General features: G+C 68.4%; 10 protein-coding genes and 1 pseudogene. 6 read left to right on the top strand and 5 right to left on the bottom strand.

Going from position 1 to position 13,032, the window contains the following annotated elements; genetic code table 11:
* Positions 1 to 720 precede the first annotated feature (720 nt).
* On the bottom strand, positions 721 to 1,212 hold the full coding sequence (locus tag I4J89_RS39335; RefSeq protein WP_196419297.1) for an RICIN domain-containing protein: 492 nt from the start codon (positions 1,210 to 1,212) through the stop codon (positions 721 to 723).
* Between the two features lie 617 nt (positions 1,213 to 1,829).
* On the opposite strand from I4J89_RS39335, the gene I4J89_RS39340 reads away from it, so the two are divergent.
* The 6 genes and pseudogenes from I4J89_RS39340 to I4J89_RS39365 all read left to right on the top strand — a co-directional run.
* Positions 1,830 to 2,000, top strand: a complete 171-nt coding sequence (locus tag I4J89_RS39340; RefSeq protein ID WP_196419298.1) for a hypothetical protein — start codon at positions 1,830 to 1,832, stop codon at positions 1,998 to 2,000.
* 508 nt (positions 2,001 to 2,508) lie between these two features.
* Positions 2,509 to 2,856 carry a hypothetical protein gene (locus tag I4J89_RS39345; protein WP_196419299.1) on the top strand — a complete coding sequence of 116 codons (348 nt, stop codon included), beginning with the start codon at positions 2,509 to 2,511 and terminating at the stop codon, positions 2,854 to 2,856.
* A 333-nt stretch (positions 2,857 to 3,189) separates the two neighbouring features.
* Entirely contained in the window at positions 3,190 to 3,450 is a 261-nt protein-coding gene (locus I4J89_RS39350; protein WP_196419300.1) for a hypothetical protein, read from the top strand.
* Between the two features lie 577 nt (positions 3,451 to 4,027).
* Positions 4,028 to 8,323 carry a MobF family relaxase gene (gene mobF, locus I4J89_RS39355; RefSeq protein ID WP_196419301.1) on the top strand — a complete coding sequence of 1,432 codons (4,296 nt, stop codon included), beginning with the start codon at positions 4,028 to 4,030 and terminating at the stop codon, positions 8,321 to 8,323.
* Between the two features lie 75 nt (positions 8,324 to 8,398).
* Positions 8,399 to 9,415, top strand: a complete 1,017-nt coding sequence (locus I4J89_RS39360) for a hypothetical protein (RefSeq protein ID WP_196419302.1) — start codon at positions 8,399 to 8,401, stop codon at positions 9,413 to 9,415.
* Between the two features lie 203 nt (positions 9,416 to 9,618).
* A pseudogene (locus I4J89_RS39365) lies at positions 9,619 to 9,936 on the top strand (transposase); the annotation flags it as partial.
* 224 nt (positions 9,937 to 10,160) lie between these two features.
* Here the strand turns inward: I4J89_RS39365 and I4J89_RS39370 are convergent.
* The 4 genes from I4J89_RS39370 to I4J89_RS39385 form a co-directional block, all read right to left on the bottom strand.
* On the bottom strand, positions 10,161 to 10,691 hold the full coding sequence (locus I4J89_RS39370; protein WP_196419303.1) for a MarR family winged helix-turn-helix transcriptional regulator: 531 nt from the start codon (positions 10,689 to 10,691) through the stop codon (positions 10,161 to 10,163).
* A 521-nt stretch (positions 10,692 to 11,212) separates the two neighbouring features.
* The gene (locus I4J89_RS39375) at positions 11,213 to 12,298 is read right to left on the bottom strand and encodes a M23 family metallopeptidase (RefSeq protein ID WP_196419304.1); all 1,086 of its coding nucleotides are present in this window, start codon (positions 12,296 to 12,298) and stop codon (positions 11,213 to 11,215) included.
* Complete coding sequence (locus I4J89_RS39380; RefSeq protein ID WP_196419305.1) at positions 12,295 to 12,786, bottom strand: hypothetical protein; 492 nt, start codon at positions 12,784 to 12,786, stop codon at positions 12,295 to 12,297. The genes I4J89_RS39375 and I4J89_RS39380 overlap by 4 nt, the downstream gene beginning before the upstream one ends.
* Positions 12,783 to 13,019, bottom strand: coding sequence for a hypothetical protein (locus I4J89_RS39385; protein ID WP_196419306.1), 237 nt, complete (start codon positions 13,017 to 13,019; stop codon positions 12,783 to 12,785). The genes I4J89_RS39380 and I4J89_RS39385 overlap by 4 nt, the downstream gene beginning before the upstream one ends.
* Positions 13,020 to 13,032 lie beyond the last annotated feature (13 nt).

Consider the following 13,032-nt stretch of genomic DNA (forward strand, 5'->3'; position numbering starts at 1 on the left):
CGACGCTTCGGCGACCCAGAGTTCACCGCGGCGATGGAGTACATGCAGCGCCCCGAGACCGAGATCTTCCCCAGAAGCTGAACCTCGACCGGCAAACCTGCCAACGGTGAGCCGGCCGACACCACCGCCGTCAGCACGAACCGAGTTGACTGGCAGAAACCCCCACCGGGACAAGGTTCGCTGTCACGCGGGACGAACCTCGACGGCAAACGACACGGGACAAGGCCAGCGACTACACCTGCTCGACGCCGCCCCCGGAGCGATACGCCGAGGCCGAGAAAGAGAAGCTGCGAGCCATGCTCGGCGAGGTGGCCCTCGCCACCGGGTACTGACTCCGCGGCGAAGTCCGCGAATTGCGGACGAGGGCCCGCCTGTCTCAGCTACCCGACATCACTGAGGTCCACCGGACAGTCACCCACGATCTGATCCACTGGACGGACCTGTTCACCGACCCGGACGGCTGGCTCCACCTACGGCCGATGAGCGTCGCATGATGGTCCTGACCTGGTATCCGCAGCCAGGGCCGGAACAGGGGTGCGGGTCAGCCGATCACGGAGGTCCTGAATCTCGGCGTCGGAGACGTCGATGCGGAAAAGGCGGATCTCGCTCCTTGCCGGCTCCTCAATACTCGCAACGGAATACTTCGTTCCGCTTCGTTCTCCGACAACGACATGGGCCCCGGACGACAACGTCCAAGGCCCATGTTCACGAAGGGTCAGATCACGAACGCCACATCTGTCCGAAGGTGCCGTTGCAGGGAGCGGTCTCGGCGATCTGCCCGTTGCCACCACTCGGCTGCCGGATCGTCAAGCAGTAGTTCGGCAGGTACGCGGCATGCAGGGTGTACGCCCCCGCGTAGCCCCGGACCCCGCGGACCACCCATCTCTGCTGCCACCCGACGTGACAGTCCCAGATCTGGATCCGGGTCGAATAGTGCACCCCATCCTTGGCGTCAAGACATCTGCTCTGCACGAAGCGCGGCTTGATCTTCCAGGAACGCTCCCCGGTCGGGCTGCCCGGCTCGGAGAAGACGAACTGCTGGTTCCACTCCGGCGAGCAGTCCCACTGCTGCAGGTAAGTCCCGTTACCGGGTTGCGCGGCCGTGACGTCGAGGCACTTCTCGGACACGAACTGGCGCAGATAGTAGGCGCCGCCGTCGGAAGGCGTGAAGTCTGCCCGGGCCGGGCTGGCCGCCACCAGCAATGCGGGCACCGCCAGCGCCACCACGGCGAGCAGGCGCGAGAGGTGACGCGCCGGCTTTGCCGCACGTATAGGTGATGGGCTTCTTCGAAACATAACTCCCCCAGTGACTTGAGCTTGAAACGGCCAAGAGAAAGGGTCGTATACGATCTGCATCGACGATATACGATGTTGCCTCCCGGGTCCACAGTGGAACGTGCCCGCGAATCGGAACCCCTGTCGTTGAGAAGCCTTGTCGGCGGGCGACCCCGGTCAGCGTCGCGACGCGATAACGCGGCAGCCGTTCCGTCGAGGACGGAACATCGCGCCGTTGGCGGTGACGGATGCGGACTGGCCGTCCATGCCGGGCGACCGCGCTAGCCAGTCCTGATGGGGTAACCGGCCCGTCCGGCGGTGGGCAAGCCGGCAAAACATCTTGGACCGGCTTGCTGCGCCGCGCCGGATCGCGTGGGAGGGCCCGGCGCGCTTCGCTATGCCGGGCCCTCCCACGCTTCCAAGATCTTTTCGCCTCAGATCGGCTTGCCCACCGGCAGGCCGTTCCGGTTCTCCACGGTCCTGTCAGCGCGGCAGCCCAGGGGCACCGACCGGCCCGGCAGCCGCACCCAGAGTCACCACCAGGAGGCAGCGCGATGTTCCACGACCTCGACATCATCGACCGCCGCACGCGCCGCAACACCGCCTTCACCCGCCGCCAGGGCGCCCGGCGATACGTGCTCACCGGGGAGAAGGACTTCTACGACACGACCAGCCCTGCTGACTTCCGGGAGTTCCGCACCGTCGTCGGCTACGGCAAGCGCTGACGCGCCCCGGCGCGGCGGCCCGGCTGGCCGCCGCGCCTCACTCATCGCTACGGCCGAGCTCACCCCGGCCGGCCGTGGCCGGCCGGTAGAACGGAGCGGCCTTCGGCCGCGCTGCAAAGCCCCTTTCCGGCCGTCGGCTGACGCTACGAGTGTAGGTTGCTCCCGGCGTCCACCAAATCCGCTGCGGGCTCCTAAAACATCATGCAAAACCCGCATGATCTTTTACTCGAAACCCCCACACCGTATTTGGCTCCCGCCGCTCCCAACCTGGCGAGCAAGCTCGCCCCCCACGGCCGAAAAAGCGGCTTAACACCAAAAGCAAACATCCGCGAGCTGCGCAAACAATCAGCCATTGCCGCACTCCTGGGCGCAATAGAAACAGCATAAAGCTTAACAAAACGTGCCCAAGATATAGATATACTTCGTTTAGTGTTGTACGATTTAACCAGTCAGGGAGGCCAAACCCTGACGACGCTAACCACCACAACACAAGAGGGAAGGCCACAACGTGAGCCGTCACGAACTCGTGCCGCTGGACGAGTCCATCGACTGTGTCGCCGTCGGATGGGAAAAGGGACTCGGCACCTACTTCTTCCAGATGTACAAGACCGACAACGACTGCCCGTTCGACGCCCCGGACGACGAGCTTGGCTGCACCTTCGCCCAAGTCACCCGCGCAGCGAACCTCATCGACGAGGTCAAGAAGTACGCGCACATCCCCGACGACCTACAGAACACGTTGACCGCCGACGCGCAACGTGAAGGCGTATGCGGATTCCCGAACACGGTTCTCATCATGAACGCGATCCCGGAGCCGGACCCGGTCAACTGGGATGAGATCCCCATCCCGTTCTGATCGCCAGCACCCCGGGGACGCGCGTCCCCGGGGCAGCTGTTCAACCGAGCGGACCACTCGCGTACGCCGACCGCGCCGGCGCGCATCGAGCACGCCGCCCCGAGCTGCCGCGCCCACCGCCCACGGCCGCACTTCACCGGCACCCGGCGCGCGCTACGCGAAAAGAAAGAGGGCCGACGGCCCCTCTCGGGGACATCTCCGAAGAGATGTACGGCCAAAGTCCGTCGGCCCAACGCTAACCAACACGGCGCACGAAGCACCGGGAAGGCCAACCCCCACGCTAGCGCGCGCATCAGCCCCGATCAACACCTCACCACCGACCGGAGCGCCAGCATGCCGACCACAAGCCAGCCAACAGCGACCATCACACTGGACGAGTTCTCCGCGCTCGCCGACCGCATCGGCCCCCTGCTCAGCAAGCCCGACACCACGGGCCACATCGAAGACATCTGCGCCGAGTACGACATCACCTTCACCGACCAGCCGACATCACCCGACGCGATCCCCGAACCCGCCACCACCCGCAATATCAGCCGGGAAATCAACGACGGGCGTACCGTCCAACCCCGAACCGGCGCTGCCCGCCACCGCTAATCGACCCGATTTACGCGGCCTGCCCCGGCGAGGAGCCGGGGCAGCACCCGTCAGCCCCGCCACCCTGCTGCTGACCGCCTCAACATCCGCGCGCTGCTGGGCCTGACGCACCCGCGCCGACCCCACCCCCAGCAATTGCGCCACCACGTCACCAGGCAGCAACACCGCCAAGACCGCGAGCGCCTCATCCTCGATCAACTCAGCCTCACTCACCGCCGCATCAAGCCGCCGCACCTCAGCGTCACGCTTCGACCGTGCCCGCCCGACCCGATCGGCCGCGTCAAGCGCCACCGCCAATGCCGACTCCTCCGCCTGCTGGCGACCCCGCAGGCTCTTCACCGCGTCATTCGTCGTTCTGCTCGCCATACGACCACGCTACATATTCAACCCTGACCACAACCATGCCTGACAATCGTTAAAAACTAGTCGGAAGTAGTTTCCTACTCGTTTATCCTTAGCCACACCATGTGTGGCCAGCACCTATAAGACCAAACCAACTCTCTCTTACTTCCTTCGAGCACACCCCCTGGCATTCAAATGTCGAAAAGGCGGCGCGGCGCGTCGTACCGTCGCTGCCATGCTCACGGTTACCCGCATCGCGCCGGGAGCCGGGATCGCGTACCTCACCCGGCAGGTCGCCACCGGCCGGCACGACTTTCGCCCAGCTGAACCGCACTCCGTCGTCGCCTACCACGCCGACCCCACCGCTCACGGTGAAGCGCCGGGCTGGTGGGCCGGGCAAAGCAATGCGCTGTTCGGAGTGCGTGGCGAGGTCACCGAACAACAACTGCAGCGGCTTCTCGCCGAGGGAAAGAACCCCGTTACCGGGGAACAGTTGGGCCGACTTTGGCGGCAATATCAGGCAATGGACGACGACGCCCGTCGTGCCGCTGTCGAGAAAGCGTGGGAGAAGCTCCCCAAAGGCGCCACCTACGAGCAGATCGCACGGGTGTGGCTCAACATTTGGACCGCGCCTGAACGCCGCCCGGTCGCCGGCTTCGACGTCACTGTCTCCCCGGTCAAAAGCGTCAGCTTGCTGTGGGCGTTCGGCGACGACATCGTCAAGCAGCAGGTGATGGCCGCCCACCACGAAGGAGTCCGGGCCACCCTGCAGCATCTGCGCCGGCACGGCGCATTCACCCGGTTGGGGACCAACGGCCTGGTCCAGGTCGACACCGATGGGCTCGCCGCCGCGGTGTTCGACCACCGCATGAGCCGCGAGAAAGACCCGCAGCTGCACTCGCACATCATCGTCTCGTCCAAGGTCCGCATCACCCGCAACGGCCGCCAGGAGTGGCTGTCGCTGGACAGCCGCGCCTTCTACCAGGCCACCATCGCCGCCCGCATCGCCTACGAACGGGCCGTCGAGACCGAGCTTGGACGCCGGCTCGGGGTGCGATTCGCTGCCCGCGAGGGTTCGCCGATCCGCGAGATCATCGGGATCACTGCCCGGCAGGTGGCGCACTACTCCAAGCGGCGCACCGCCATCGACGCCGAGATGCAAACCCGGGTCACCGACCTGGCCGTCGGCCGGGACCGGCTCGATGCCGGGCGGTGGCGGCGCCGGGCTCAGGACGCCACCTTGCGTACCCGCCCCGACAAGGACGGCCCGGAGTCGACCGTGCAGGCCGTCGCCCGGTGGCGGCGCGAAGACCGCACCGCCGGCCTCGGTACAATTGACGCGGTCCAGCGCGTCGTCGCCGGCGTCGTCACCGATGACATCGACCGTGCCGCATGGCGAGTCCTCGCCTACGCGCGACAGCGCCTCGACGGGCCGCACCTCGACGTGACAGCCCTGAACGGCGCTGCGGCCGCGCTCGGTATCCGCGACGACCGCGAGCGGTCCCTGATCGTCGACGCCGCGATCCGACGTGTCCCGCACCTCGCCGTCGAACGCGCCGTTCACGACCTCAGCGCCGAACGAGCGGTGTTCACCATCGACCACCTCGAACTGGCCATCGGCCGGATCCTGCACGTCCCCACCGACACCGACCGGACTGCCGACTGGAAGCAGGTGCAGCAGCTCGCCGCCCACGCGCTGCGCACCCACGCCGCCGGGCTGCGGATACTCACCCCACCAGCGCTGCTGGAATGGGGCGACACACTCGTGCGCGGCAGCGACCGGCAGAGCATCTACAGCCGGCACCGCGACCTGAAATTTTCCACCCAGCCGGTGCTCGCCGCGGAGAAGGAACTCCTCGCCTACGCCACCGGCCGCGGCGCCACGTCGGCCGCCAGGCTCCTGCTCGACCAGGTCGCCGCCGAGTTGGACCTCAGCGACGAGAAGCGGGCAGCGCTGCATTTCGCCGTCGGCGACGACCGGCGGGTCACCGGCATCGTCGGCCCGGCCGGCACCGGCAAGACCTACCTGCAGCGGGCCGTCGGCATCGCTGCGCACCGCGCGAACAGCCCGGTGCTCGGCCTCACTGTCAGCCAGAACGCCGCCTACGTCCTCGCGGCCGCCACTCGCGAAGGTGGCTCGGCGGGGATCCGGACCGAGAACATCGCCATGTGGCTGCAGGCCCAGCACAACCCACCGGACGGCACTGCCGCCGAGGACTGGGCGTTCCAGCCCGGCCAGTGGGTCATCGTCGACGAAGCCTCCCAAGCCTCCACTCTCGACCTCGTCCGGCTCACCCAGCTGCTCGCCCCCGTCGGCGGCAAACTGATCCTCGTCGGCGACCCCGAGCAGATCAGCTCGGTCGGGCCCGGCGGCCTGTTCCGGTATCTCGCCTCTCTCGGCAACACCACCGCCCTGTCCGAGGTACGCCGCTTCCACGAGGCGTGGGAAGGCCCCGCCTCGCTGCGGCTGCGCGAGGGCGACACCACCGTGCTCGCCGAGTACGACCGGCGCGGCCGCATCCTCGGCGGCGACCGCCGGCACCTCACCGAACTGGCCCTCAACGGCTGGGCCGCCGACATCATCCAAGGCCACAGCAGCCTCATCATGGTCGAAACCGAAGCCGAAGCCGCCGACATCGCCGCCCAAGCCCGGCACATCCTCATCAACGCCGGCATCGTCGCGCCAGGCCCGGCGGTCGCTCTCGCCAACGGCACCAAGGCCGGCGTCGGCGACCTGATCGTCACCCGCCGCAACAACCGCGACCTCATCGCCGGCGAGCAGTTCGTCGCCAACCGCGACCAATGGACCGTCCTCGCCGTCACCGACCACGGCGGGCTGCAGGTCCAGAACACGACCACCGGAGCGCGGCTCGTGCTGCCCGCCGACTACGTCGCCGAGCACGTCCAGCTCGCCTACGCCGCCACCGTCGACTCCGCCCAAGGCCGCACCGTCGACGTCGGCCGTGCCCTGGTCGACTCCGCGACCACCCGGGCCCGGGCCTATGTGATGGCCACCCGCGGCCGGCTGCTCAACTGGATCGGCGTCGTCACCAGCGACGAACCACCCGAAGGCCACCCCGCCGAACCGCCCACCGCCGGCATCACCCTGCTCGCCGACATCCTGCGCGCCGACACCACCGCCCGTTCCGCCACCGAAACCGAACAAGCCCTGTGGGCCGACGTCGACGCCCTGCGCCACTGGGGCGCCATCTACGACGACCTCACCGCCCGCGTCGCCGCGCCCGCTTACGTCGCCGTCATCCGCGCCGTGGCCGGGCCTGCCGTCGCCGACAACCTGGCCGCCGACCCGGCGATGCCCGCCCTGGCCGCCCGGCTGCAGGGCCTGGCCGCAGCCGGATACGACCCCGCCGCAGTCCTCGCCGCCGTCGCATCCGAACGCGAGCTCACCACCGCCCGCGACACCGCCGCGGTCCTCGCCTGGCGCATCGACAACACCCACCGCGACATCCGACCCGATCCCGTCGTCGCTATCAGCGCCGGCCAGGCCGGCTCCTACACCGACCGGATCAGCGACGCGGGCGGCGACATCGGCACCGCCCTGACCCAGGTCGCGGCCATCTGCGACCGCCGCGTCAGCGCCCTCGCGGACCTCGCCGCTCAGCAGCGGCCCACCTGGAGCCACGCGCTCGGCCCTGTGCCCGACGACGAACCCGGCCACCGGCAGTGGCTGTCCGCAGCCGCAGTAGTAGCCGCATACCGCGACCGATACGCCGTCACCGGCGACGAGCCCATCGGCCCCGAACCGTCCCCGCGCGACCCCGGCCGCTGGGGCGCCTGGCACCGCGCCCGCCTCGTGCTCGGCATCGCCACCGTCGCCGGGCAAGTCGCCGCGGCGACCGACCCGCAACTGCGGGCTCTCGTCGAAGCTCAACGCGCCGCCGACCGGGCCGCACCGCTGTACGTCAGCGGCGACCTCCGCGACGCCCACACCCGGCTCGTCGCCGCCGAACAACACCTGCGCGACACCCGGCTCACCCTCGCCACCGCCCAAACCAACGCCAGCCAGGCCGCGTCGCGCGCCGGCACACCTGCACCCCGCTGGTGGCACACCCCGGCGGTCCGCGCACGGGCCGCCGCCGAGCAACAAGCGGCAGCCGTCGCCGCGCTCCGTGCCACGGTGGTCGTCGACGAACTGCACGAGCAGCTTGATCACGCTCGGGGCCGGGTCACCGCAGCCGCCCACGATGTCGCCGTCCTCGAGGACCGTCACCGGCAGTGGAGCACCTGGTACGCGCAGGCTCTACCGATCCGGTACGCCGGACTCGCCGCCCACACCGAAGCCCTACGCCGCGCCGCCAACGTCGCCGCCACCGCGATCCGCGTCGCCGAAACCGTCCGCCAGGCCACCGACCGCGTCCATGCTGTGGACGCCACCCGACCCAACCGGCACGCCGAACCGGTCCGCGACCGGCTCGCGCACGACGCCGCCGCCGGTTACGAGCGCGTCACCGATACCGCCGACCACGAGCCGCAGCCAGCCGAACACGACCTGGATCTCGGCCGTGACTGACCACCCGCAGCAGGCATCCGGCGCATCGCTGAACTGCGTCAACGCCCACATTGCGGGCCACCCGGGGGGACTCAGATGACCGGATACCCCGTCGCGTTCGTCGACGAGACGTCTCTCAAGCTGCGCGGCCAGCCCGGTATATACATGTTCGCCAGCGTCATCGTAGACAGCGACGACCTCACCGACGTCATCGACGCGTCACGGCAAGCCGCCGCGGGACGTGCCGGGTTCCACGCAACCGACCTGTACCACCGTGGGCACCTCACACCCATCGAGGACATGCTCGACGCGATCCAGGCCCACGCGGGCTGGACCGTCCTCGTCGCCCACGCCTCCCACAGCACCCAGGAGAACACTCGGCAGACTGCCCTAGCGCGCCTACTGGAACAGCTCAACGAGCAGAAAGTGCGTGACGTCGTCATGGACACCCGCGCCAGTGAGCGGGAACGGGTGCAAGCACAACTGCAAGGACGCAAAGTCACCACAGCCGACCTGCCCGACATGACCACCTACCGCCGGCTCGTGCGCACTCAGCAGATCAGCTCACGGATGCGACTAATGCACCTCGATGACCGCCAGCAACCCGGCCTCTGGATGGCAGACGCGGCAGCGTGGTCGTTCCAGCGAGCTCTCGCCAACGACGAACCCCAGTGGTGGAGCCGCATCACCGACATCGCCACCATCATCGACGCCCACACCGGCCACGAACTCACCCTGAACAACAACAGGGCCGCTCCACCACAACTTACTAGTGGCGATCGCGGCCCCGAACACCTGAGCCAAAGTGCTCAAGCATCCTTGTTGACGAGCCAATTCTACACCCTGACCGGCGGCACGACGACCCGCAGCCAAGGCCCCGGAACCCTCTTCACCACCTTGCTGCACCAGATCGAGACAGCCACCCACCACGGCGCCCAGCAGCAGATCCTCCACGAGCTACGCGAACTCAATCGCGGCGTCGCCGAGCTGGCCACCGCCATACATCAATCCGCGGAAAGCCAACAGCTCTCCGTACCTTCTCCTGCCTCTCAGGCCCTGCCTGAGCCGGAAACCGTTGAACCTGAAACCGCCGCCGAGTTGACCATCGAATGAGCGGCGCCGTTGGCCCAGCATGCTGCCATCGGTCACCCTGGAGGGTGATCTAGACGGACGCGGCGGGGTTGATCGTGCTGGACGGTGAGCGTGGGCTCGACCATCAGCCGCGCTCGTCAGCATGCGGCCGGCGCGCGCGCCGGGACACCGATAAGCAGAAGGAGCCGCCCGGCGGTGTGCAGGACGAGCCAGCAGATCACGGGCTCGGCCGGTCCGGGGGCGGGTGGACCACCAAGACTCATCGGGTTGGCAGGCAGGGTCGCAAGCTGATGGCCGTGGTGGTGACCGCCGGGCAGCGCGGCGACAGCCCGCAGTTCATGCCGGTGCTGGCTAAGGTGCGTGTTACCCGCGCCGGCGGCGGCCGGCTGCGGACCCGGCCGGACCTGGTGTTGGCCGATAAGGCGTACACGTCAAGGCCAACCGTGCCCACCTTGCGCCGCCGCGGCATCCGGGCGTGCATCCCGAGCAAGGCTGACCAGGACGCGCACCGCAAGGCCAAGGGGCCGAAGGGCGGGCGTCCGCCCGCCCGCCTTCGACCCTGGCCTCTACCGCCTGCGTCATGCCGTGTAGTGCGGGCCACTGATTACTCATCGTGAGTGGCGGAGGTGGGTCGCCGTGCCTGCCGCCGTCGCGGCGTATGGAGCGCTTCGCGTCCCGGCCCTCTGCACATTTGGCGTACCCGCCTCTGCCCTGGAACTGGAACTGGAACCCGTACGCCGACAGCTGTTACAGCCAGCTCTCGGTTCTACGTGCCTGTTGACTTGGCGACGGGTGAGTCCGTCGGATGTCGTGTGCTGCACACGATCTGGTGCAGCAGCGTGGTCGCGTCGGCGTCGAGGCCGGGGAGTCCGCCATGCAGCAGACGGTCGATCTCCGCTGCTAGCCGGGCTCGGATGTCCTGGATGAGTTGCCAGGCGGCCGGTGTCGGGTGCAGCAGCACGCGGCGGCGGTCCTGGGGATCGTAGCCGCGTCGGATGAGGGACCGGTTGACGAAGTCATCGGCGCAGATCGTCACGGATGCCTTGGAGACGCATGCGATTTCAGCGATCGTGCGGGTATCGATGGGCCGGCGAGCCACAGTGAGCTGCAGGATGTCGTAGCTGCTCCAGGTCAGTCGCGCGCTACGCAGTACCGTTCGCTCCAGGTGGCGCCGAATCAGGTTGCTGCTACGGCACAGCAGCGCGACACGCTTCAGAGGTGCGGCCGACTCGCGAATGGCTGCGGGCTCATCCGCGCGACCCGAGTCCACGGTGCCGGGGACGTCGCTCGTACTCATGTCCTGCCCTCGTCGCCGGGGAACTCCCGGACCTGTCGGCAGTGATTGCTCTCCTGAACGGCATGGATTGCCGGGGTCGGAGCCGACGGGGAGTAGAGGCGGTCGTGCACCTGCTGCGGATATTCCTGTGAGGCCACGGCCAGTCCGTTCCTCTTCCAGGCTTTGCCCTGGGCGGCTACAGCAACGGGGCGGCGCTGGCGACGCGGTGCGCGGGTGCCGAGTCGCGTTCTGCGGACAGCGCACGGTGGCGTCTGAAGATGCCTCGCCGCCTGGTCGACCGCGGGAATGCGCGCGTATCGGGCGCGGTGATGGCTGATCGGCTCAACGAGCGGCAAGGAGTCCTCCTCGTGCGGATTGGCGGCTGATCTGGGTTCTGTAAACCCGTGAGAAGAATTGGCCTCACGTCTGCAAGAGACAGGGCTGCGTACCGCCTGCGGGCTGGGGATGGCGACACAGTTAGCCGCCCAGTACGCGCGCATCGCACCCGCCGCCATGTCATGGTCACGCCTGAGCAGCACCAGTCACTCGGCGAGAGACGCCTGGACATTCCGCATGAACGGCACCGGGTTCGTGCTGTTGCCCGGGTCTAGGTCGCAGTCGTTGCCGCCGTTGCCGCCGCAGACGTTCAGGTGCACCTCGTAATGCAGGTGGACGCCGGACGAGCGTCCGGAGCTGCCCATCAGCCCGATGGGGTCACCGGCGTTGACGGTGTCACCTTCGGCGACGTCGGGTTTGCGGACCAGGTGGCAGTAGCGGGTGCCGACTTCGCCGGCGTGCAGGATGTCGACATACCAGCCGCAGCCGCTGCCTTCCGAGGTGCCGTCGACGTTGCAGTTGCCGGTTCCGGGGTCGCAGCCGGACCACAGGACACGGCCGCCGGACGCTGCCCGAATCACCGTGTACCGCTTTGAGCTCAGGTCCACGCCGTGGTGGAACTTGCCCTCGCGTGGCCCATAGGGGCTGCCGACCGGCGCGTTGACCGGCCGAACCCAGCCATGCGCCGAGATCTGTGCGGAGGTGTCGCAGTCGGCGAGGCTTGCCCCGGGCAGGTCGGTGATGGAGGCGGCACCGGTCACCTTGGCGACGACCTTTTCCGCGTCGTCTTCGTGCTTGGCGTAGGCGTCCGGGTAGTCGGAGCGCTGCACTTTTTGTGCGGCCACGGTGAGTGCCAGCTTCTCCCAGCCCTTGATCTTGAGCAAGGCGTCGTAGAACTTGCCGGCGGCGTAGACCCGGTCGACGAGCTGTTGCGGAGTGCCCCAGCCCTGGCTGGGGCGCTGCTGGAAGAGCCCGAGCGAGTCATGATCGACGGCACTTCGCACGTTGATCAGGGAGGATTCGGTCATGGCGGTCGCCACGGCGATGACCCATGCCCGGGGCGGGAGCTGGCGTTGCTGTCCGACGGCGACGATGATCGCCGCGTTGTCGATCGCTGCTGAGTCCCACTGTCCGACCGCGCCGACATGCTCGCGGACTCTGGCCTGAGCGGAGGCTGTCGGGCTGGCGCAGGTGGCTCCGGCCGGTTCGTCGCCGATGGCAACGAGGATCCCGGCGACGCACAGCAGCAGCGGCGCGGCGGCGAGCGCCGCTGCCCAGTGCAGCGGCTTCATGACGGCTCCGGCACTGGCTCGGCTGTCGCGACCAGCCATCGGGTGTCGTGGCGGACAACGGTGACGCGGACTGCTCCAGCGTCAGTGGGCACGTCGGCGACGACGACCGCGGTGGTCGACGAGACGACCGTGGGTGCGCCGGTGACGGCGGTCGCCGCCACGTTGGCCGGGTCGGTGTCGGCGAGCAGGCGGGCGTACTCGGCGATGACCAGTGGTCGCAGCTGGGTGTACCAGGTGGCTTGGTCCAGGTCGGGGCGGGCCCAGGCCGTCACGTAGCTGCGGGCGGCGTCGAGCGCGGCGGCGGCCGCTGGTGCGCTCGGGGCGGCGGCACGTCCGTCGTCATGGTCGTGTTCGTGCTCGTCGTCCAGGGTTTTTGCCAGGCTCGCTGACGTGGCCGCCCGGGGAGCTTCGCGTGATCGTGTGCTGCCGCAGCCGGCCAAGGCGAGCGCGATAGCCAGGGCCGCGGGTAGGAGGCGGCACGCTCTCATTGCGGGCTCCCCGCGGTGAAGTGGGCGCCGAGAGCGGCGTTGATGATGCCGGCCATCTCGCGCAGCTGGCAGTGCAGGCTGCGCAGTGCTGCCGTGCGTGCGGCGTGATCGGCGGCCACGTGGGCGTCCAGGAGAGCCGCCTGCACGGTAACGGCGTGCGACCCCAGGACGCGCAGCGCGTCGAGGTAGCACACGAGCGAGTCGTCAGGTGCGACAGTCGGTACGTCGGCCAAGCCTTCAGCCGAT

Source organism: Actinoplanes aureus, assembly GCF_015704865.1.
Taxonomy (GTDB): Bacteria; Actinomycetota; Actinomycetes; order Mycobacteriales; family Micromonosporaceae; genus Actinoplanes; species Actinoplanes aureus.